This window comes from Paenibacillus abyssi (assembly GCF_014640295.1).
Lineage (GTDB): Bacteria > Bacillota > Bacilli > Paenibacillales > Paenibacillaceae > Paenibacillus_D > Paenibacillus_D abyssi.
In genome coordinates this window covers 105,522-127,429 of the sequence record NZ_BMGR01000003.1, presented here as the reverse complement: position 1 = coordinate 127,429, position 21,908 = coordinate 105,522, and the positions used below count along the sequence as shown (strand labels likewise).

The window sequence follows — 21,908 nt, the reverse complement described above, 5'->3', positions numbered from 1 at the left end:
AAAGCCTTTCACCCCTTATCCATAAACGCTACTTCGCAATATAATCGTCAACGTTCTCTTTAGTCACAACCGTAATGCCGGTATCAACATACACAGGCAGCGGATAAGTGCTGGAGGACGATTGGCCGTTCATCGGTCCAGCCAGCCCATGATGGAGATGGAACAAAAACTGAAGTGACCAATATCCCATATTCCATGTGCCCTGCGCAATCGTTGCCGAGATTGTACCTTCCTTAATCATATCCAGCGTTCCTTTGTCCGTATCAAATGCGATGATCTTTAAATCTTTCGCCCGCTGCTGCAGCCACGCCGCTTCCCCGATTCCGATCCCGCCGATGGCATCGGTATTAAAAATCCCTTTCAACTCCGGATACGCCGTCATCATATCAACCGCACTTTGTCTGGAAAGCACCTGGTCTCCCTTTCCATCCTTAACGGCAACGACACGCATCTTGGGATATACGCTGCGGATCGTTTCTTCAAACCCGAGCGTCCGCTCTTTATGATTCAGTTGATTAGGAAGCGTAACAACGCCAACCTCACCGGAACGCCCCACCAGTTCGGCCATTTTGTGGGCAGCAGCCACTCCGGCATCATAATTGTTGGTAGCGAGTAAGGAATACGCTTTACTGTTCATAACGCCCGAATCAAAGGAGACGATCGGAATCCCCGCATCGATAGCTTTATTGATCGTTGGCGTCAGCGCATCGGGATTCATCGATGAAATCGCAATGCCGGCCGGCTTCTTGGCAATGACCTGCTCCAGCACCGTGATCTGCTCCTGCAGATCATAGCGGGTCGATCCGCGGTATTCAACAGAGACGTTCAAGGTTTGTGCAGCATCCTCAAAGCCCTTCAGTATGCTTTTCCAATAGTCAATGCCCGCTTGAAAGGTAACCATCACGTATTTTTCATCAATACTTCCCTGCAAGCCCGCCTGAATCTGTTCATCTCCCGAAGCGCCGCGCAGATAAGTAAATAAATAGAGCAGAAAGCTACCAATTAATAGAACATAAACAAAAATTAGCTTTTTCAACGTTGTAACCCCTTTCAATATAAACCGTTCGCAAATGCATAAAGTATAGTAACATGAAAAATGGACATAGAAAAGAACCAATCGCTTGATTGGTTCTATGCATATCTTTCGCCATCCAAGACGGCGGCAATATTAATCGAATGGACTGCAACCTTGCTCCCCAGGAGTTCGTCAAAGAGAATAACATCTTATACGAACTTAAGCGCTAAACGAATCTATTATGGGGAGGTTTATACATGCGAAGAAAAGGAGCAGTCGCCGCATTGCTGGCGTTCATCCTGTTCATATCGCCTGCCGCAGTTGGGCAACTAACAAAATCGACAGCCGCTCCGGCCAACGTTGAAATCATCATGCACGGCCAGCCGATACAGCTGGCTACTCCGGCGATTATGGAAAACAAGACGACCTTAGTTCCACTGCGCGAGGTGGCCGAGGCGCTTGGCGCTGCAGTGAGCTGGAACAAAGACAATGGGGACAGAACCATTATCCTCAGCCGTGAGGAAAGATCTGCAGCGGTCAGGATAGGATCGACCGCGCTTATTGTAGATGGAAGAATCATCGAGCTGGATACCGCTCCCCGCTTGCAAGGCAATGTGACCATGGTACCGCTGCGGGCGATATCCGAATCGCTTGGAGCAGTCGTCGCTTGGGACGGAATCAACCGGATCATCCGGATTGACGATCCTGCCGTGTTGCCAGTCATCGGGACAGCCGAAAAGCTGAGTGAGCTGCTGAAGCAGCTGAACAACAATAATATGAAAGTATACAGCCGCAATGAGATAGCGGAGGAGAGCGCGGCAGACAGCGGCGCTGCCGCCTCTGCGGCATCAGGCGGGGCTTATTCAAAAACAAACGTCCAGGTCGATGGAGTAGATGAGGCAGATTGGGCGAAGACCGACGGCCATTTCATCTATCAGCTCAGCGGTTCCCGGGTGTTTATCTCGGACATTTCTAATCCCGCTGCACCGGTGCTTGCCGCAACGATCGACTACACGGAAGAATCACAATTTTTCCCGCAGGAGCTGTATGTCGACGATAATCGCCTGATCGTCATCGGCCAACATAACGTAATGATGGCCATGCAGGACGAGGAAGTTACCGGCAATGGTAAGGAGAGTTCCCTGCAAAAGGATAGCCTTACCGCAGAATCCAAAGCAAGCATCGGCATTTGGCCGCCTAGGCATCCGATGCGCAGCACGGTGAAGGCAATGATCTACGATGTGGACGGCGAAGGTCGCCCACAGCTCTCGCGAGAAGTAGAGCTGGAGGGGAGTTACATTTCCTCGCGCAAGGTTGGCAGTGCCTTATATCTTGTAACCAACAAATATAATAACATATACCATATCATGGAATCCGGCGCCAATGACTTGAATGCCTCAACATTCGAGCCGGTGTACAAGGATAGCGCTGCATCCGGCGAGCTGATGACATTGCCGCTGGAAGACATTCGTTATTTCCCGGCATCACCCGAAAGCAGTACGCTAATGATCGGCGCCCTCGATCTGGAGCGTCCGGATCAAGCGATGCAGGTATCCGCGTATCTTGGTTCCGGCCAGACGATCTATGCATCGACTAAACATTTGTATATCGCGATCGGCAGCTATTTGCAAGATGGGGATACCTATCGCCAAGAGACCCGGGTGCACAAATTCCGTCTGGACCAGGGACAGGTCGTCTACATCGGCGAAGGTACCGTTCCGGGAACGATTTTAAACCAATTTTCGCTTGACGAGTATGAGGGTTACTTCCGCATAGCCACAACCGATGGCGATATGTGGGCGAGCGGTGAAGCAACCTCCAGGAACAACCTTTATGTGCTTGATGAGCAATTGAAAACAATCGGCAAGCTGGAAGGACTCGCTCCGGGGGAACGAATTTACTCTGCCAGGTTTATGGGCGGACGCGCTTATATGGTCACATTCCGCAATGTTGACCCATTGTTCGTCATTGACCTGAACAACCCTGCCAGCCCTAATGTATTAGGCGAGTTGAAAATCCCCGGATACAGCGACTACCTTCATCCGTATGACGAGAATCATCTGATCGGTTTCGGTAAAGAAACGATCGAAGTTCCTTCCAGCGGCATCGGGCCTGATGAAACGATGGCGTTCTATCAGGGCATGAAGATTGCAATGTTCGATGTATCGGATGTCAATCATCCGAAAGAAAAATTTAAAGAAATCATCGGTGACCGGGGGACCCACTCCGATCTGCTCTATGACCATAAGGCACTCTTATTTTCCCGCAATAAAGGACTGATGGCGTTCCCTCTGCAGCTTATGGAGATAAAAAACAAAAAACCAATCGAATCTGGAGAGTTTCCCGGCTACGGGAAGTTCGCTTATCAAGGCGCTTACGTGTATCACATCGATCCTGAATCCGGCTTCACGCTGCGCGGACGCATCTCCCATCTATCGGATGAAGAGCTGGCTGCAAGCAATCGAAACGGCTACGATTACCGCAAAGCCGTTCGCCGTATCCTGTATGCGGGCGATACACTGTACACCCTGTCCGAACGCAAGCTTATAGCAAGCGATCTGGGTCATCTGCGGCAGCAGGGCGAACTCATATACCCTGAAGAGAAAAGTCCGCTGAATAAGCCAACGCGTTAACAAAACAGTAAGGCCGGGAATTGAATCCCGGCCTTAGCTATTGTCGGTAAGCCCGACTTCTTATAATGTTAAATAATCGATTAGTCCTTGTGCGATTGCCTCTGTCGCTTTTTGTTGATAATCGGATGTACGGACAATTTCCTCATCCTTCTCATTAGACAAAAATCCTAGCTCGACTAATGCAGATGGGGTGCTGTTCTCCCGCAGCACATGATAGTTGCCAAATGCGATGCCATTGCTCTTCAAGCCGGTCCCTTGGGACAACCGCCCTTCGATCGCCCTCGCCACGCGTTCATCTTTATCCGCGTAATAGAAGGTCAATGTTCCGGAGGTCTTCTTTGTCGAAGAGTTGTAATGAATGCTGACGAATACGTCCGCTGCCGCAGATTGGCTTACCTTTACCCGCTCGGAGAGCTTGGGCTTCTCATCGTCCCTCGTTCTTGTCATGACCACCTGGGCGCCTTGATTGCGCAGCTTCTCAGCCAGCAAGAGAGCCGTTTGCAGATTGAGCTCCTTTTCCAGCGTCTCATGCTTGGCGCCGATCATCCCCGGGTCATTCCCCCCGTGTCCGGGGTCGATCACAATAACCTTGCCTTGCAGCTTTCCGGATTGTATCTGCTGTGCACCGGCTTCTCCAACATATTGGCTGGATACCCAGCCTGCTTGTCCATTCGAAGATTCCACCTGATACCAGCCCTCTTTGCCATTCAAGACAATCAGCGGATCCCCCGCATATACAGAGCCTAACACTTTATGATTGGTTCCCGGACCTTCTCTAACCCGTAAAACATCCGCTAATACGGTTACTTGTTTCGTTATCGGCTCAGCAGGCTTGGCCTCTGGCTTCGCTTTCAGTTCAGCGGGCTTAACCGCTGCTTTCGCGTCTTTGCCGTCTACCTTTTTCAAATAGTAACCAGCCACCCAACCGGACAGTTGATCTGTGGAGATGCTCAGCCAGCCATGCGCTTCCTTGGATACGGAAACAACGTCGCCAATTTTCAATGAACCTATTACCGCTCCTTTCGAGCTAGGCTCACTACGGACATTAAGCGAGTCGGCATATACCTTGTAATAACCGCTAATGCCGCTAGCCTCGGCTTTGCCCGGAATGGACCAAACCGTACTCAGTAAAAGACAGATCAAAATGACAGAAATCAAATTTTTCATCGATTACCTCTCTGCTATGTATAGAATGATTATTGCTATTATAGCAACTTTAGTAGAATAATGGCAGATAATAATAGATTTTGCACAAAAAAACTCCTCCGGTAATACCGGGGAGCTCAGTAAATCGATCGTTAATCTATCCTTCATGGGCTCTTTCCTGCCTGATAACCGGGATCGTACGCTCCCGATCAAGCTTGGCAAGGATGTACACAATGTTGATGATCGTTAGAAGCGTAAGGATGAAATATATTGTACCATAGGTGGAAGGCATGCCGACTGCCGTAACGTTCAAAACGCTCCAATCAAACTCAGCCGCTTTGCTTACCATCGCTCCGCTGATGGCCCCCGCCATAAAGTTAACCAGGTTAAAGACACCCATGCCAATTCCAGTCTGTTCTTTCGGAAGCGCCGAGGAAACCGTCTTCGCCAATGCGGCTTGCACGAACGTAAACGAAATATTAACAAAAGGCAGCGCCAGTGCGATTACCCATGGTGAGAGCCCTGTAACCGAGGATAGGCTCAGCAGTCCAAAGGAAAGAATTATAAAAGCAATAAACAAGGTATACCTGCTGCCGCGGGAATCGACTAATTGACCTCCGAACCTCCCCATTACCGCAGCCAGCATCGCCGCAGGAAAAAGCACATATCCGATGGATTGGGCGTCCAGGCCATGAATGCCCTTCAACATAATCGGTGTAATCAGAAAAATGCCAAACACCGCAAACAAAGCGATGAAGCCAATGACCAGCCCATGCACAAAAGCGGATATACGAAACAACGATAAACGGATGAACGGATTCGGCACTTTGCGGACCCTCATAATGAACAATCCCATCATAATGATGCTCCCTGCCAACCACCACACGTTAAACTGGGTGACGGACAGCATAAATGCCGCTACGCTTACGCCAAGCAGGCCCGCTCCGACAAGATCGATCTTCTCCCCGCTGCGAGGCTCTTCATCGGGAAGCGCCTTGCGGATGAAAGGCAGCGCTACAGGCGCAGCCAGCGAGATAAGAAATAATCCGGTCCAATGGAAATGCCCGGCTATAAAGCCGCCGACAATCGGGCCCAGCCCTGATGAGAATGCAATCGTTGACGCAATGACGCCCATGACCTTACCGCGCTGTTCCGGCGGAAAAAACCGTACCGGGATCAGCATCACCAATGCCGGTACACACGATGCTCCAGCAGCTTGGATGAACCGGGAAATCAACACAAGCGCATAAGAATTCGAGAAAAAGCCCAGCGCCGAAGCTCCGGCAAACAACAACAGCCCGATCGTAATCAATCTTTTCAACGGGTATTTGTCAGCCATCTTGCCGAATAACAGGGAGCCCAGCGCATACAGAACAGAATATCCGGTTACAATCCAACTAACAGAGGAAGGACGCAGTTGGAATTCAGCCGCGATTTCGGGAAGAGCAACATTAAACATCGTCGCGTTCATCACCGAGAAGAAAAGCACGAAACAGAGCGCTTGAACCAGATGCCTCGACGGTACCGGCCTTTGTTCATTACGTATACTTTCGAACTGCCCCATTCTTTTTCTCTCACCTCTTTGACCTATATTTTTCAAGGCGTTAAGCCTCTTACAAATAACGCTACACTATCAACAACAAACTGTTCTTCCGATATGGGAGTGATAAGCTCATTCGCATACAACCGGCCGATAAAGGCGCCGTAATTGGTCCATATAAAAAGCATTGCCTGCGATTCAGCAGAGCATGGAATCATTTTGCCTTGCTCCTGCATCTGTACGAAGTAGGCAATCAGCAATTCCTTTAACCTTCGCGGATGCCTGGAGACTGTCTCCTGCATGCCCGGCACACTATGGGATTCCTTGAGCAGGATCAGAATCAAGTTTCGATTTCCGGTCATATACGACTGGTACTTGTTGCTAATGCGGGTTAAGTCCGACCGCAAATCCCAAGAGAGCTCCGCTGCGAACAGCTCCTCCATCGATTTCGTATAATATAAACGGTCGATCACCTGCTCCAGCACGGTCTGCTTGGTACCGAAATATCGGAACAATGTCATCTCACTGACGCCTGCAGCAGCAGCGATCTCCTTTGTCGTAACGGCTTTAAACCCTTTTTCCGCCATCAGCTCCGCTGCTGCAGCCAGCAGCTTGTCGGCTGTATTATTCGTGCACTCGTTCATGCCATCACAACCTGTTCATCGGAATGATCTATGTTAGTGAGCACTAACATCACAACCATTATCATACCCCAGCACAGAAAAGCTGTCAAAACAAAAAGGCTGCCACCGTCCATAGGCGAGCAGCGATATTTCGCGCGTTAAAATAAATAAACGTTGTCACATATTTTCACTTCCCAGCATATATATGTTCTGTTTGAATACTTTATCCGAGGTGATGATGGTGGTACTGGCAACAAAAGAAGCGGAAAAAGAAGCAGTCATAAATAAACTGAAGGAAATGGGCCTTGATCAAATCGCAATCTGGATTGATCGGCTGCCTGACGACAAATGGGAGGGGCTTCTTCAAGCCACTTGGCCGAGTTTAGCCAAACAATGCGGCCTTCAGAGGGATTAACTTGCAGTAAATCCCTCTACACACTCGCATTTTTTATAAGATACATAGCATAGGTTCGATACGAATCGGCTTTAAAAATATCTCTCTTTATCCGATATTACAAAGGGTAGGATTACGTAATGATGCAGAGGAGAGAATACTTGTAATGAAAAAAATCGTCACACTATTTGTACTAGTATGTATCGTCTTTCTTGTACCGACTGACTGGGCGGCAGCCGGACCCAAAAACTTCGGTTATGTCGATCAGCAGAGCAATCGCACCTTTGTGCCCATCCGCTTCCTGAGCGGATATGCGGGCGCCGATGTGAAATGGACCTCCGCTGAACAGCGGATTGATATCATGAACGAGCAGAAAAAGGTCACGCTGTACGTCGGCAAAAGAGCAGCTTACATAAATGATTCCCCGGTCGTTTTAGAAGACGTCCCTTTCATTGATAACGGCATAACCTACGTGCCGCTTCGTTTCGTCAGCGAAGCCCTTGGCGTGCAGCTTCAGTGGAATGCCGATATCGCTTCGGTAATGGTCACCTATGCAGATCGTTCGACTCCGCTTCCGGTCATCAAACGAGGCTTCGGACATCACAGCTCCAAGCCGATTGTCAGCGAGCGGAAAACTTACAGAGTCGCCGGCCGATCGTTTAGCGTACAGCAAGTCACCCTCTCGCTTATGCATTCCAAAATTCATCTTGATGTTGCATTAGCCGGCAATACGATAGGCAAGGTAGAGAATTTGAACAGCATTGCCAAACGTAACAACGCCATCGTCGCGATCAACGGCACATTCTTTGACGCATACACAGAGGCGGATTTCAAAACGCCATACGGATATATTGTTAGCAAAGGGCAAATGAAGCGGAAAAGCTCGGGAGACCGCCGGACAATCTTCACCTACGACAAAAACAATCTGGCGGAGCTGATTCCGGGACCGGGCTTCAATGACCGGTTCGCTTTAGGCACGATGGAAGGCGGCTTGCAAGCGGGCCCCCGTCTGCTAAAAGATGGGAAAGTCGCGCTGAACGTCAAGGAGGAAGGCTTTAAAGATCCGAAAATATTGACGGGCGGCGGAGCGAGAAGCGCTCTTGGCATTACCCGTGACCACAAGCTGATTCTTCTGACAACAGGCGGGGCTACAATTCCACAGCTGGCGGAGATCATGAAGCAGGCCGGCGCCCACCAAGCGATGAATCTGGACGGCGGCGCTTCAAGCGGGCTTTATTATAATGGAAAATACCTGACGACGCCTGGCCGCCAGATCAGCAATGCACTCATCGTCAAATATCAGTAAGCGGCCCGAAACAGTTTGGAGCAATTGTTCCAAGCCGTTTCTTTCATTTCTGCACAAACAGCATAAGCTGCCGTCAGGTTATGCCGGAAAACTTCACATCCAATGCTGTCCCCGATTTGCCAGCCGGAAACGTATTTGCGATAATGCTTATAATACATAAATGGAACAGAGGTGTACGTTATATGGACAATAATAAGAAGATCTTTGCTTTTGTAGGTTCCTACGCCGATTCGGCTCAGCCTGGATTATACACTTGCAGGTTCGATACGGAAACCGGAATTCTCGAGCTGCTCGATCAAGCGGACGGCCTGCAAAACCCGACTTTTCTGGATGTAAATGCAGACAGCCTGAAGCTCTACGCCATCACGGAGGGAAAAGACGCTGAAGGCCAGCGCACCGGAGCAGCCGCCGCATATGACATCAATCCTGCAACCGGACAATTATCGCTGCTTAATAAAGAGATTACCGTTCCGGCGCCAACCTGCCATATTACCCTGGATCATACGCGGCAGTGCGTTATCGTATCGAGCTACCATGGCGGCATGATCGGACTGTCCCCCCTGCTTGAAGACGGACAGATCGGTTCGATAGCTGATATCCACCAGCACGAAGGCTCCAGTGTCCTTCCGGTTCAGAGCCAGCCGCGTGCGCATTCTGTATTTATTGACCGGTCCAACCGGTATGCTGTCGCTTCTGATCTAGGAGCGGACCGCATCTTCATCTACAAGCTGGATGTCCCTGCCCGTCAGTTAATTCCGCATGGAGAAGTCCAGATCAGTCCTGGGTCCGGACCGCGGCACTTCGCCTTCCATCCCTCGCTGTCTTATGGATACGTGATTAATGAGCTGAATGCGACGATTACTGCTTTCGCCTATGATGAAGAGCAAGGAAAATTGAGCGGAATCCAGACCATATCTACACTGCCTGAATCTTATGAAGGGGAAAATGCATGCGCCGATATTCACATTTCTCCGGACGGCAAGTTCCTTTACGGCTCTAACCGCGGACATGACAGTATCGTAGTCTATGCGATCGACCCATCAAGCGGAAAGCTCACCTTAGTCGAGCATGCCTCCACGCTTGGCGGCCACCCGCGTAACTTCGGGCTCTCGCCGGACGGACGATTCCTGCTCGTTGCCAATCGGGATGCCAATAATATTGTGACGTTCGCTAGAAATGCACAAACAGGAAAGCTGGGGCCTACCGGCAGCATATTGGAAGTTTCCAAGCCGGTTTGCATTAAGTTCGCCGCCCTGAACTGACGCGGCTGGTCCATCCTCTGATAAAATCCCCCGCCGCGCGGGGGATTTTTGTATTCCGCATATTCTCCTCTCCTCTCCTCAACCTAGACCTGAGACGGGTAAATATTCATTCGTGAGCCTGATGTTTGGAATCCGCATGAATTGTAAGATTATAACTAACGAAGAGGTTAGTCTTCTTAGAAGAAACTAATAGAGCGGGGTAAAAAACATGCAGAATCGAAAGGTGAAGGGTATCATCCTGGTTGCAGTGGGCATTGTTGCGATGTGGTTTACATTTAGTCCGATAAATTTGTTTCCCAGCGCATTTTCATTCGATACGGAAAATATTCATGTTGAACGTTCCGTCGAGGCAGATGCTTTTAAAAACATCGTCATACACACCAGAAGCACGGACGTAAATGTTGTACGAAGCGATTCCGAGCAAATAAACGTGCTGCTTCAGGGTTCGGCAAGCGATAATGCTGCAGATAAGCTGGACTTAAACATTGAACCAAAAGGTGATACGCTTGAACTGGGACTGAATGTGCCTGGAGGGTTCTTGATCAGCTTTAACCGTTCCAATGTCGATCTTACGGTCGAGCTGCCCGAAAAACAATGGAACAAAGTCGTGGTGAGAACCGGGAGCGGCGATATTGACCTGAAGAAGATCGAAGGAGCCTCCTTGGAAATCGAAGCTGGCAGCGGCGATGTCCAAGCTTCTCAAATTAAAGGTGAAGTACTCGTTGTAAATACCGGGAGCGGCGACATAAACATAACAGAGTTTGAAGTAAATAAAGCCAATATAATGGTCGGCTCCGGAAATATAACGGGAAGTGATTTCATCTCCCAAGAGCTTAAATTCACTGCGGGAAGCGGTGACGTAAAGCTGGCCAACGGTCAGTCGCAGCTCATCGGGGAAACCGGTTCGGGCAATGTTCGCATCGAGTCCGATGATCTGCTGTATGATGCGGATTTGCATGCCGGGAGCGGTGATATTACCGTAAATCTGAGCAATCAGCCCCAATCGTTGGCGCTCGATTACTCCGGAAGCTCCGGTGAGGGCCGTATTGAATGGGATGGGATCGCTTACGATGAGAACAGCGAAGATCGGGACCGGATTAGGGGCTCCTTTGGCAGCGGTAACGTCCAGCTCAAAGTCCGCACCAGCTCAGGAGATTTCACATTGGGGAAAGGTTGATGGACAACGTAGAATCGGGCTATCTTAAAAAACCTCCAAACCCACTTTTTAAAGTGGAGTTGGAGGTTTTTGAAAAAGCGGGTGTAATAGCAGGTCGTATCCATTCCCGCCGCTGCCGGGAAACCCAAGCGTAAAGCTGGCAAAAGCGCCGATCGGGGAGTGATGCGCGTTAAAGAATTGTTAGCCATTGTATTCCTTTCTCCAATCGGCAATTTTCCAATAGGATTCTTTGGGCTGGTGTTTCTCGTCAAACACAAAAGGCCAGTTTTTCCTGCCCTTGACCGGAAAATCATCCAGCCATGTATAGTCGTCGGCCGCTCCCCAGAAGGTAACCGCTGTAATGACATCCTTGTACTCGCGGAAGATCCGGAATATTTGGCCATACCGCTCTGCTTGCTGTGCCAGCATCTCTTCCGCCGGCTGTCTCAAATCGGTACGTCGATCATTATAATCAAACACGGAAATATCCAGCTCTGTGACCTGTAATTGCAGACCTAACGCTGCATAACCTTCAATAGCCGCCCGGATATCGTCCAGGCTTGGGCCGTTCAAATTCCAATGGCCCTGCAGACCCATGCCGTGCACGGGAACCTCCTGCTCCTTCAGCATTCTCAACAAGCGGATGATCTTCTCCCGCTTCTCGGGATGGCACTCGTTGTAGTCGTTGTAAAACAAGATTGCTGACGGGTCTGCCTCATGGGCGTAACGGAAGGCTTGGGCGATGAAATCCTCGCCGATCTGATCCAGCCATGGCGAGCTGCGCAGCCAAATATCGCTCTTGTCCTCGATCACCTCATTGACGACATCCCAGCCGTAAATCCGGCCTTTATACCGCCCTGCCACCGTCTCGATATGGGATTTCATCCGCGCGAGCAGCGTGTCCCTGTCCGCCGGTTTCCCATCTGCGCCTGTGAATACCCAAGCCGGGGTTTGGTTATGCCATACAAGCGTATGGCCCCGCATCTTCATGCTGTGCTGACGGGCAAACTGAACGATTCTATCCGCCGCCTCGAAGGTATATATCCCCTCCTCCGGATGAACGCGTTCAAATTTCATATCATTCTCAGCCGTCAGGCTGTTGAAGTGAGCTGCCAGCAGCTCCTGCTGGGTATCGATTGTCGTTAGGTTTACCGCGGCGCCGATATCGAAGTAATCCTTGTACTGTGCGCATAAAGCAGGAATCGGTGCGGTTGATCGTTGAGCCTCCCGTGTCATAGATACACTCCCTTATGTAGATTTATTTATAATTAAAAAATCTTGTGGCAGCCTGCACATCACTCGGTATGCTAATAAATCACACGGTTTTTCTCATCCGGTATTGCGGATTTACGATAAAAGTAGGTGTTGATCACATCGCGCCACTCCTTGGCATTTTCCAATTGCGCCTCAAGACGGCCGCATACATGCCGGTAGCGTTCCGCATCGATATCGCCTTCCAGGCCCCTCCAGCGGGAAATCACCTGTTCAACCTGCTCCACGCCTTCGAAATGCGTATCGTAAATATGCTGAATGACCGTTTTCCCTGACTTTAATCGATGGGTGTACGGCACATGATGGAAGAACAACAGCAATTCATCCGGACATGTCTCCAGGTTCTCATACAGCTCGCTGTTCGCTTTCTCGTACTGAGCGGAATAACCGGTCCCCGTCGATTGCGTCCGGTCCACCCCGATACCATGGCAATCGGCAAAATGATAGGTCCCCCACTTGGAATATTCATAACCGTCGATATCCGGCCCGTAGTGATAGTGAGGCCTCACCATCCAGCCCACGCCAAGCGGAGAGGTGTACTTCTCATAAATCGGCCATGAGGCCATCAGGATGTCCGCGATTGTATCCGCGGCGGCCTTATTTGGACCGAAGGTAAGAAGCGCCCATTCCTTGGCAATCAGCTCCGAGGATAGCTCCGGGTTCCAGATCAACCGGCCATAACCGTACAAATTCGCCTGGGCCAAATGATGTCCCGTCCAGTTAAGGTCATCCCCGATATTGGATACGGCGGTGATCCCGCTATGAACATAAGGATGTACAAGACCTGCCGCAATTTCTTTGACCGTGCTGCCCTCGCCCTTTATGCGGGTGTCAAAATCCAGCACTTCCTTCCACTGCGGGATTAAGTAGCACACATCCTTCTGCTGTCCGGTATATTCCTGTGTAATCTGGAACTCCACGATTTGATTCGTTTTCTCCATTGCTCCGATAAGCGGCGAAACCGGCTCCCGCACCTGGAAGTCCATCGGTCCGTTCTTGATCTGCAGCACGACGTTATCCAGAAATCGTCCGTCGAGCGGCTTGAAATGATCGTAAGCCGCACGGGCACGGTCAGTCGTCCGGTCTCTCCAGTCTTGATGGCAGTTGTAAACAAAGCATCTCCACAGCACGATACCTCCATATGGCTTCAGCGCTTCGGCAAGCATGTTGGCGCCATCAGCATGATCGCGCCCGTATGTGAACGGACCGGGACGGTTCTCGGAGTCCGCCTTCACGAGGAAGCCCCCGAAATCGGGAACATAACAATAGACGTCGGCAGCCTTTTCCTTCCACCACTTTTGAACATCCGCGTCGAGCGGATCGGCCGTCCTCAAGTCTCCCAGCTCGATCGGTGCAGCAAAATTGACGCTCAAATACAAGCGGATCCCATAGTTCCGGAAAATATCCGCGATTCTAGCTACATCCGGCAGGTAGACCTCGGTAATCAGCCTTGTCTCATGACGGTGCACATTTACGTTGTTAATGGCAATTCCGTTGATGCCGACAGAAGCTAACAATCTCGCATAATCCCGTACTCGAGCGGATCGCGACAACAAAACATCATTGCGGTAAAAAATAGATTGGCCCGCATAACCGCGCTCTACACTGCCGTCCATATTGTCCCAATGATTGACCATACGCAGCCGGTATTTCGGCACTTCGGTCACATCCACTTGGTCAGTCAATCCGCCCGTCTTCAGCAACCGCAGAAAATGAAAAACGGCATACAGAAGCCCTTTCTCTGTCTTGCCTGCCAGCACGATATACACGTGTTCCCCTCTGTCCACTTTGCGGATCACGAATCCTTCGTCTCCCAGCCGCTCCGCTTCCCCGGCTTCGATGGACTGATCAATGAACGAGGAGCTGCCGATCGTACCTAATGTCAGATAACGTCCCGAGCCGGATTCCATACACACGGGCTTCTGCCCCGTTATGGAGCGGATCCCGTCCACCAGCTCTTGCACAGCGGTTTGATAGATTCCGGAGCCCGCTTGCGCCGTTGTAATGATTTGCTGCAAAAAGTCGTGAATCGGTCCCATCGCAGCATGATCCGGCTCAAAGCCGTTTTGCAGCCAAGCCTGATAGCCTTTACTGGTCATATGGATCCCCCTTTTGTGGCATGTTTATCTTTGACAAAAAGAGCATAGGCAGACGCCTCCCCAGGATTGGCTGCCTATACTCCCTCGTGACCTGGACGGAAGTGGTTTTAGCCCTTTACGCCGCCAAGCGTCAACCCTTTTACAAAGTATTTCTGCAGGAACGGATAGACGCAGATGATCGGAAGGCTTGCCACAATCGTCATCGTCGCGCGCAGTGCCGTAGGCGTAACGACCGCTTGGCCGCCTTGCGCGCCCGCAAAGGCATCTGCCGCATTTTGTGCGCTTGCCGCCGTATTCGAGGTCTGCAATATTTTCTGCAATTCATATTGAAGGGTACTTAAATCTATATTCGATGAATTGTAGAGAAAGACGTCGAACCAGGAATTCCACTGTCCCACCGCCACAAACAGCGATACTGTAGCCAATACCGGAACGGTAAGCGGAAGTACAATCCGGACAAAGGTTGTAAAATCGCCCGCGCCGTCGATCTTGGCCGACTCCAGGACGCCATCGGGAAGGCCTTCGATAAACGAACGGATGATGATCATATTGAACACGCCGATAATGCCCGGCAGGATGTAAACCCAGAAGGAGTTCGTCAATCCCAGTTCACGGATCAGCAGGTATCCGGGTATCAATCCGCCGCTGAAATACATCGTCAGAACAAAAGCCAGAGTAACGAATTTACGGAGCACATAATCCTGGCGGCTTACCGTATAGGCCAGCATCGCCGTACAAAACACGGATACGAGCGTCCCGATTACGGTACGCAATACCGAAATCATCGTCGCGTGAAAAATCGTCGCTTCATTGAGGACATATTTATAGTTATCCAGCGTCCACATGCGAGGCCACAAGTAAATGCCGCCTCTGACCGTATCGTTCGCATTATTCAACGAAACAGCAATCATGTTGACGAACGGATAGAGCGTGACGATCATTAGAACGATCATGAACAAGATATTTAATGTGTCGAAAAGATTGAATTTCTTGCGCCTTAAGCTCACTTGACTCATTGGTAATTGGCCTCCTTAGAACAGTCTGCTCTCCCCTAGTCTCTTGGCAATGTAGTTGGCAGAGAATAAGAAGATAAAGCTGACGACAGTTTTAAACACGCTTGCTGCAGTTGATAAAGAGAAGTCTCCAATACCAATCCCGTATTTAAGTACAAATATATCAAGGTTTTCGGAATATTCGGCGTTCATCCCATTGCCGAGCAAATACTGCGGTTCAAATCCCGATTCCAATATATTTCCGATATTAAGAATTAATAAAATGACAATGACCGGCTTCAGCCCGGGAAGGGTGATATGCAGCATACGCTGAAACCGGTTGGCTCCATCAATTTCCGCCGCTTCATACTGCCCCGGATCAATCGTCGTAATGGCCGCCAAATAGATAATTGTGTTCCATCCCACATTTTTCCAAACCTCGGTTGTACCAAGAATGCCCCAGAAGTACTCACCTCTGGCCAGCCAAAGGACGGGATCTGAAATGATGCCAAGACCTACTAGAATTTCATTAATAACGCCTTCTGTCGACAATACGGTCGTTACGATGCTCGCTGTAACTACCCAGGAAATAAAGTGAGGCAAATAACTGATCGTTTGTACGACCCGCTTAAACATGACATTCCGGAGCTCATTGAGCAGAAGCGCAAGCGTGATTGCGGTAACAAAGCCCAGCACCAGATTGATGATGCTCATGACCAGCGTATTGCGCATAATCAGGTGGAAATTAGCGTCGGTAAACATGAATCGAAAGGTTTCCAGGCCGATCCATTCCTGATCGAATAACGGCCGGGCCGGCTTAAAATCCTGAAATGCAATTGTCCATCCCCAAAGCGGAACATATTTAAATATAAACAACCATAATAGGAACGGTACGGACATCATGACCAGTACTTTTTGCTGGATCAGCCGCTTGAAAAAAAGCCGAATGCCGGTTACGCGGGGTGCAGGTGTACTGTCGATCGAAATATTAGACACAGGTTGGTTTTTCACTTATCTGTACTCCTTTCCGTCACCCTGTTTAAGCTTCTCCTAACCGGAAAGACCGGAATGCATGGCATATCCGGTCTTCCGAGTATCCTTGCCTTATGAATTATTGTTCGGCGCGTTTTTTAACCTCTGCTGTCATTGTCGCCTCATAGGTTGCCTTATCCAGCTTGTTGAACTCCGCCACGTACTCCTCCCAAATTCCGTCCACTTCTCCCGGCTTGGCAAGAATCATTCTAGGCAGGTATTTCTGCGAAAGGTCTGTTGAACGCTGGCCGAAAATTTGCTCCGGCGAGCCCTGACCTAATTGAATACTCCAGGCAGGGAACCATGGACGCTCATCCGGCTCTGCGAACATGCCCGCAAATGTATTCGCATCGTAGATTTCCATTATTTTTCGATCGCCATCGGTGTAACCCATGTTCGCAACTTCCGGCTGATTGCCTACACCGTAGGAATTGCCGTCCGCCAGAATGGAGTTGCTGCCGTAACGCGGCCAGCCGTATTCAAAGTACTGGAAGCCATATTTCAATTTGAAGTCATTGTCGTCGCGATTTAACTTTTGTTCTTCTGTCAGGAAGAAGCGTCCGTTCTCATCCACGCTGTAAGTGTCGTCCTTAACGCCCCACTGCACGAGAATTTGGTTTTCTTCCTTCAGCAGGTTATCGAAGTATTTAATAATCCGAACCGGATCCTTCGCTTTGACGGAGATTCCGACACCGCGGTTGCTAACGAATGCAGGAGGATCGACATATTGGTCTTTGATGCCTTCCTCGAATACGATCGGCAGCGGCGCATAACGCTTCTCATCGATGCCGGCAGCTTTCAGGTTGTTCGTTGCTTCACCGATCTGCCAGTTGTATGCAAAGTAGCCGAGCACGCGGCCGGAAGTGACTTTTGCCATGAACTGATCCTTGTTCATTACGAAGGATTCCGGATCGAACAGGCCTTGATCGTTGACTTCACTCAGCTTTTTAATCCAACGCTTCTCAATATCGGTGGCGGCATACACTTTCGCTTCCAGCGTATCCATGTCTACAATGACACCGCCGTCATTCGGATAACCGGCAAGATGCATTGGAATGTTCGTCAACGTATAGAAGGAATCGGACGGTGCAAAGATATTAAATCCGATCGTAGCTTTGCCATCGACCTGCGGGTATTTTTCTTTGTACTGCGTGATCAGGTCAAAGTACTCGTCAACAGTTGTAATTTTCGGATATCCGAACTCCTTCAGAACGGAGCGCTGAATCCAGAAAGCGCCCTGATTAATATTGGGATCGCCAATATATCCTTGGTTCGGGGAATAAGGAAGGTGATACAGTTTGCCGTCCGGTTGACGGAATTTCTCGAAATAAGGGCCATATACACGTTTAATGTTAGGGCCGTGCTCCTCGATCAGCTCATCAAGCTCGATAAAAGCGCCGGCATCAAGGAATTTGTCGATTTCAGCTTCCGGTGCGATCACATCCGGATAATCACCGCTGGCAATCATAACGCCCGATTTTGTATCCGGGTCGCCGACCAGATATTCCAGCTTGAAATTTACGCCGGTTTGATCTTCCAGCATTTTGCCGATGGTTGTTTCATTGGCCATCACGTCCTTGCCCCGGCTCTGGAAGTTGAAATAGGTGAAAGTAACGGGTGAAGTATCCTCTTGCTGTTCCCCCGCGGCATTCGTATTCGTTGAAGAGTTAGATGGTGCATTGTTGTTGCCGCCGCTGCATCCAGCTAAAGCCGATGCTGTCAAAAACACGGATAAAGCGACCGTCAAAAGCTTTTTCTTGCTCATTTGCTTTTTTGCCCCTTTCTATATATCGTTGTTTTGTAAGCACTTTCAGTATAATTCGAAAACGCTTTCGCCAAAACCCGTCAATGTTTAGTTCCTGCTTTGAAAACTATAGATGATCCATCTGCAAGCAGATCTCAAAAATAAAGGCACGCATTAACCACGCGGCCCGGGATAATTGAACGTGCCTTTTTTGAAGCTATTCTTCCGCTGCCGTATACAGCGGCAATCGGATTTCAATGCGGGTTCCCGCCCCCGGCTCACTCTCAATATGGAAACGGAAGGCATCTTTGTAATACATGATGAGCCTGGAGTAGGCGTTCTTCATGCCGATATTTTCGCCAATGGCTTCGTCGGATTGCAGGTAATGAATAATTTCCTTCAGCTTTTCTGCGGACATGCCGATTCCATTATCCTTCAGAATGAAGATAAGCTCATTAGATGAGCGATGAATATCAATCGTAATAAAGCCTTTGTACGGAGAAGATTCGATGCCGTGAATACTCGCGTTCTCTACGTAAGGCAGGAAAGTCATTTTGGGAATTAATAGCTCCCGCACCGACTCATCGATCCGCAGCTTATAGTCCAGCTTGTCCCCGAAGCGGTATTTCTGGATCTCCAGGAAACACGAGATGAATTCCAATTCATCCCCCACGCTCACCCAGTCCCTCCCCCAGGAGATGGATCTGCGGAATATTTTGGCCATATTATGAATAATCTTCGCCGTTTCTCCTTCTCCTTTAATCACGCTGCGCATCCGGATCGTCTCCAGCGCGTTGAACAGAAAATGAGGATTAATCTGGCTGTGGAGCGCATTCAGCTGTGCCTGGCGCCGCTGGAGCTCCAAATCCTTCTTCTCGATATCCGCGATATAAACGTCGTCGATTAAGCTCTTGATCCGATTGGTCATTCGATTGAATTCTGTCGTCAATTGGCCAATCTCGTCCCGATCCTCGCCCATGGGGACCGGTTCAAAATTTTGGTTCTTCACCTTTTTCATATGCTTCAGCAGACGGACTAACCGTTTGTGCAGCGAACGGGAGATGTAAGCTATGATGAGTGTCGGCAGTACGAAATTAATACAAACCAGGTAAACAACAAATGCTCTTGATTTGCGCACTTCCTCGAATGCAACCTTTTCATCCATTGTCCCGTATACGCTCCACCCCTGCAAATAGTTGGCATTGGATAACGGAGTCGGAAATTGGATTGTTTGCGCTGTCACCGGTATGGATTGAATCGTTGTACGGCCGCTCATCCAATCAATGGTCGGATCGTTACTAAAGGTAATCATCCCTTCGGGACTTAAGATATACAGGTTGCCGTCAAAGGCTGAATTTTGAATGACTTGCCTGATCGCCGTTCGGTTCAGATCAATTTTAATTAGATTCAAATATTGCGCACTCCGGTTATTATCCAGCCGCAGCAGCAAACTGAGTCCGCCCTCGTCGAATACAAGCAGCGGATAAGAAGCGTTTGCCGTCTGCAGGGTTTGGAACCATGCCGAGTCCTTGATATCATCGGTTATCCGTTCGATATTGCCCGATGTAAGAATGCCGGGATTATCCGTGTACACATTCAGGTACGTTTGCGTGTAAAGGTAAAAGGTACCCTTCAAAAGAGAGTCGTACGCTTCAATATAACTGATGGCATCCGGATAATCGCGGTTCAACAATTCATTGAACACCGGGTCAAAATAAAATTGATACGAAATCCCTACCGCTTCGTCTATGATCGACTGAAACTCGTTGTTGGTTTTCTCAATTGCGAAGGTCGCATCCCGTATTTTCTGGTTTCGTATGTTCGTGGTCGTCACATGATAGAAGATCACGTTGGTCGCCACGATCGGGATGAGCACGCAAAGGATATACATCAAAAGCAGCTTGTCCCGCAGCTTGACGTTGTTGAAATGAAGCCTATTCATAAATCAGCCACCTGTTCACAGTTTGTTGATCAGCTTGTTCCGGTATTCCGTCGGGGTCAATTTCTCCAGCTTCTCGAATTGGGTGACAAAATAATCGGCGCTTTGAAAGCCTACCCGCTCGGCGACTTCATACATGCGCAAATCGGTAACGCGCAGAAGCTTCTTGGCCTCCTGTACGCGTAAACCAAGCAGAAAGTCATTGAAATACACGCCGTAGGTTTTACGGAACAGCTGACCTAAGTAAACCGGATTCATGAAAAATTTGGCGGCGATGCTCTTGAGGCTGATGTTTTCATTGTAGTTGGTTTCAATATATTTCTTGATTTTCTCGATACCGCCTTTGGACTGCTCCCGGCGCAGCTCGGCGATATACGCAGAGGCTTCATATATAAAATGGGTAAACAGCTGCTTCAGCTCCTGCAGACGGACGTGGCGATTCTGCCACTCCATTATACCGGGGAGCGACTCAAGCCCTTTCTCGTCGCTTTCCATATCCCGGATAATTTTGATGACGCCGATCACGCAGCGCGTTATCGTGTTCGATACCGCATTCGAGGCAAACCGTTTTTCCTTGAATTCCGCAAACAAATTATCGATCACGGACAAATAGGCCTCTTTATCATTTTCTTCAATATGCTCAAAAAGCTTTGTATACATAGCCGGTTCAATATCGAAATAATACAATGGCGTTTCCTGCATGCGGCCGATATCAATCACCGCCGCTCCATCCTCGGCATATTTGTAGGAAAGCGCTTTACTCGCACTCCGGTATGATTCCTTCACATCGTGCAGCAGCTCCACTGTCTTCCCTACATAAAGCGTGACGGGAGCGTCTTTCGCTCTTGAGAGCGCGGCATGCACCGATCGGTAAATCGCTTCCAACTTACTGTCCCCTTTAGCTAACCGCTTCGTATCAAGCAGCAAGCCATATAAGCCCGGATCATGCTCATAGCTTGGAATCTCGCAGTCTGTGCGATCAACGATTTCCTGCAACGCTGCCGCTACTTCCTTCACCGACCAATCGGTCTGCGCCCCGTCCATACCCTTCGGGTGGATCTCCGCCAGTACGTAGGCATACCGGGATTCCTCCTCCATATGAAGGGCGGCGGCATACTGCCCTGCATCCTCCTCGCGGAAATCTCCTTTGATGAGGCTCTCCAGCACCGAACCCGCAGCAAGCTTGTTCCCGGTGAGACCCGTCAGCTTTTTGGCGCTGATCGTTCCAACCAGCTTCTTCAATGTATTCTCAAGCTCTACCTCATCAATCGGCTTGAGAAGGTAATCGTGTACATTATAACGAAGCGCTTGCTGTGCATATTTAAAATCATGATAGCCGCTTATAATAATAAATACAGGAACCTTGCGCCATTCCGTCGTAACGGTACGGATCAGGTCAAGACCGTCCAACACCGGCATACGGATATCCGTAATGACCAGATCCGGGCTGACCTGTTCCATAATATCCAGCGCCTCCTGACCACTCTCCGCTTCGCCGCATATCTCATAACCTAGCGATTTCCAGTCAATTAAATTCATCAAGCCTTTTCTTACGAATAACTCGTCATCGACTAAAAGCACTTTGTGCATGAGCAGGCCTCCTTGTTCACAACTATTTATTATAAAGCATATAAAACGGATAAACAGTTTTTTCACAGAGAAATAATGTGCCGAATATGGAGAAGCCACCTTACGGGAGACGTATTCGTTTACAGAGAACCGTGCATTCGAATGTTCTTAAGCGCCGCTGTTGAT

General features: G+C 49.4%; 17 protein-coding genes. 6 read left to right on the top strand and 11 right to left on the bottom strand.

The annotated features are described in order from the left end of the window. Nucleotides 1-28: 28 nt before the first annotated feature. Complete coding sequence (locus IEW11_RS05210) at nucleotides 29-1,036, bottom strand: substrate-binding domain-containing protein (RefSeq protein ID WP_188529698.1); 1,008 nt, start codon at nucleotides 1,034-1,036, stop codon at nucleotides 29-31. A 236-nt stretch (nucleotides 1,037-1,272) separates the two neighbouring features. Between IEW11_RS05210 and IEW11_RS05205 the strand changes: the two genes are divergently transcribed. Beyond that, nucleotides 1,273-3,648: a beta-propeller domain-containing protein gene (locus tag IEW11_RS05205; protein WP_188529696.1), complete on the top strand. Its 2,376-nt coding sequence runs from the start codon at nucleotides 1,273-1,275 to the stop codon at nucleotides 3,646-3,648. Between the two features lie 60 nt (nucleotides 3,649-3,708). Here the strand turns inward: IEW11_RS05205 and IEW11_RS05200 are convergent, their stop codons facing one another. The 3 genes from IEW11_RS05200 to IEW11_RS05190 all read right to left on the bottom strand — a co-directional run bounded on the left by IEW11_RS05200 (nucleotide 3,709) and on the right by IEW11_RS05190 (nucleotide 6,978). Next, the gene (locus IEW11_RS05200) at nucleotides 3,709-4,815 is read right to left on the bottom strand and encodes an N-acetylmuramoyl-L-alanine amidase family protein (RefSeq protein ID WP_188529694.1); all 1,107 of its coding nucleotides are present in this window, start codon (nucleotides 4,813-4,815) and stop codon (nucleotides 3,709-3,711) included. Between the two features lie 136 nt (nucleotides 4,816-4,951). Then, complete coding sequence (locus IEW11_RS05195) at nucleotides 4,952-6,358, bottom strand: MFS transporter (protein WP_188529692.1); 1,407 nt, start codon at nucleotides 6,356-6,358, stop codon at nucleotides 4,952-4,954. A gap of 32 nt (nucleotides 6,359-6,390) precedes the next feature. Further along, on the bottom strand, nucleotides 6,391-6,978 hold the full coding sequence (locus IEW11_RS05190) for a TetR/AcrR family transcriptional regulator (protein ID WP_188529691.1): 588 nt from the start codon (nucleotides 6,976-6,978) through the stop codon (nucleotides 6,391-6,393). Nucleotides 6,979-7,198: 220 nt separating this feature from the next. Between IEW11_RS05190 and IEW11_RS05185 the strand changes: the two genes are divergently transcribed. The 5 genes from IEW11_RS05185 (at nucleotide 7,199) to IEW11_RS25115 (ending at nucleotide 11,230) form a co-directional block, all read left to right on the top strand. Beyond that, nucleotides 7,199-7,372, top strand: coding sequence for a hypothetical protein (locus IEW11_RS05185; RefSeq protein WP_188529689.1), 174 nt, complete (start codon nucleotides 7,199-7,201; stop codon nucleotides 7,370-7,372). Nucleotides 7,373-7,517: 145 nt separating this feature from the next. Continuing rightward, nucleotides 7,518-8,657 carry a phosphodiester glycosidase family protein gene (locus IEW11_RS05180; protein ID WP_188529687.1) on the top strand — a complete coding sequence of 380 codons (1,140 nt, stop codon included), beginning with the start codon at nucleotides 7,518-7,520 and terminating at the stop codon, nucleotides 8,655-8,657. A 182-nt stretch (nucleotides 8,658-8,839) separates the two neighbouring features. After that, nucleotides 8,840-9,919, top strand: a complete 1,080-nt coding sequence (locus IEW11_RS05175; protein ID WP_188529685.1) for a lactonase family protein — start codon at nucleotides 8,840-8,842, stop codon at nucleotides 9,917-9,919. Nucleotides 9,920-10,127: 208 nt separating this feature from the next. After that, complete coding sequence (locus IEW11_RS05170) at nucleotides 10,128-11,096, top strand: DUF4097 family beta strand repeat-containing protein (protein WP_188529683.1); 969 nt, start codon at nucleotides 10,128-10,130, stop codon at nucleotides 11,094-11,096. Next, entirely contained in the window at nucleotides 11,096-11,230 is a 135-nt protein-coding gene (locus IEW11_RS25115; protein ID WP_268237359.1) for a hypothetical protein, read from the top strand. Before IEW11_RS05170 ends, IEW11_RS25115 begins: the two co-directional genes overlap by 1 nt. Before the next feature lie 46 nt (nucleotides 11,231-11,276). Here the strand turns inward: IEW11_RS25115 and IEW11_RS05165 are convergent, their stop codons facing one another. The 7 genes from IEW11_RS05165 to IEW11_RS05135 all read right to left on the bottom strand — a co-directional run bounded on the left by IEW11_RS05165 (nucleotide 11,277) and on the right by IEW11_RS05135 (nucleotide 21,743). Next, nucleotides 11,277-12,311: an endo-1,4-beta-xylanase gene (locus tag IEW11_RS05165; RefSeq protein ID WP_188529681.1), complete on the bottom strand. Its 1,035-nt coding sequence runs from the start codon at nucleotides 12,309-12,311 to the stop codon at nucleotides 11,277-11,279. Nucleotides 12,312-12,382: 71 nt separating this feature from the next. Next, nucleotides 12,383-14,446, bottom strand: a complete 2,064-nt coding sequence (locus IEW11_RS05160) for an alpha-glucuronidase family glycosyl hydrolase (RefSeq protein ID WP_188529679.1) — start codon at nucleotides 14,444-14,446, stop codon at nucleotides 12,383-12,385. 107 nt (nucleotides 14,447-14,553) lie between these two features. Continuing rightward, nucleotides 14,554-15,462, bottom strand: coding sequence for a carbohydrate ABC transporter permease (locus IEW11_RS05155; protein WP_188529677.1), 909 nt, complete (start codon nucleotides 15,460-15,462; stop codon nucleotides 14,554-14,556). A gap of 15 nt (nucleotides 15,463-15,477) precedes the next feature. After that, complete coding sequence (locus tag IEW11_RS05150; protein ID WP_229724984.1) at nucleotides 15,478-16,425, bottom strand: ABC transporter permease; 948 nt, start codon at nucleotides 16,423-16,425, stop codon at nucleotides 15,478-15,480. A 124-nt stretch (nucleotides 16,426-16,549) separates the two neighbouring features. Beyond that, entirely contained in the window at nucleotides 16,550-18,235 is a 1,686-nt protein-coding gene (locus tag IEW11_RS05145) for an ABC transporter substrate-binding protein (RefSeq protein ID WP_188529675.1), read from the bottom strand. A 196-nt stretch (nucleotides 18,236-18,431) separates the two neighbouring features. Further along, nucleotides 18,432-20,156, bottom strand: a complete 1,725-nt coding sequence (locus IEW11_RS05140; protein ID WP_188529673.1) for a sensor histidine kinase — start codon at nucleotides 20,154-20,156, stop codon at nucleotides 18,432-18,434. Nucleotides 20,157-20,171: 15 nt separating this feature from the next. Beyond that, a complete protein-coding gene (locus IEW11_RS05135; protein WP_188529671.1) occupies nucleotides 20,172-21,743 on the bottom strand; it encodes a response regulator transcription factor in 1,572 nt (523 codons plus the stop codon). Nucleotides 21,744-21,908: the final 165 nt, after the last annotated feature.

Bases quoted from the DNA above. Each gene is read 5' to 3' on its own strand.
- IEW11_RS05205 (WP_188529696.1), top strand. From the start codon at position 1,273: ATGCGAAGAAAAGGAGCAGTCGCCGCATTGCTGGCGTTCATCCTGTTC.
- IEW11_RS05200 (WP_188529694.1), bottom strand. From the start codon at position 4,815: ATGAAAAATTTGATTTCTGTCATTTTGATCTGTCTTTTACTGAGTACG.
- IEW11_RS05195 (WP_188529692.1), bottom strand. From the start codon at position 6,358: ATGGGGCAGTTCGAAAGTATACGTAATGAACAAAGGCCGGTACCGTCG.
- IEW11_RS05190 (WP_188529691.1), bottom strand. From the start codon at position 6,978: ATGAACGAGTGCACGAATAATACAGCCGACAAGCTGCTGGCTGCAGCA.
- IEW11_RS05180 (WP_188529687.1), top strand. From the start codon at position 7,518: ATGAAAAAAATCGTCACACTATTTGTACTAGTATGTATCGTCTTTCTT.
- IEW11_RS05175 (WP_188529685.1), top strand. From the start codon at position 8,840: ATGGACAATAATAAGAAGATCTTTGCTTTTGTAGGTTCCTACGCCGAT.
- IEW11_RS05170 (WP_188529683.1), top strand. From the start codon at position 10,128: ATGCAGAATCGAAAGGTGAAGGGTATCATCCTGGTTGCAGTGGGCATT.
- IEW11_RS25115 (WP_268237359.1), top strand. From the start codon at position 11,096: ATGGACAACGTAGAATCGGGCTATCTTAAAAAACCTCCAAACCCACTT.
- IEW11_RS05165 (WP_188529681.1), bottom strand. From the start codon at position 12,311: ATGACACGGGAGGCTCAACGATCAACCGCACCGATTCCTGCTTTATGC.
- IEW11_RS05160 (WP_188529679.1), bottom strand. From the start codon at position 14,446: ATGACCAGTAAAGGCTATCAGGCTTGGCTGCAAAACGGCTTTGAGCCG.
- IEW11_RS05155 (WP_188529677.1), bottom strand. From the start codon at position 15,462: ATGAGTCAAGTGAGCTTAAGGCGCAAGAAATTCAATCTTTTCGACACA.
- IEW11_RS05145 (WP_188529675.1), bottom strand. From the start codon at position 18,235: ATGAGCAAGAAAAAGCTTTTGACGGTCGCTTTATCCGTGTTTTTGACA.
- IEW11_RS05140 (WP_188529673.1), bottom strand. From the start codon at position 20,156: ATGAATAGGCTTCATTTCAACAACGTCAAGCTGCGGGACAAGCTGCTT.
- IEW11_RS05135 (WP_188529671.1), bottom strand. From the start codon at position 21,743: ATGCACAAAGTGCTTTTAGTCGATGACGAGTTATTCGTAAGAAAAGGC.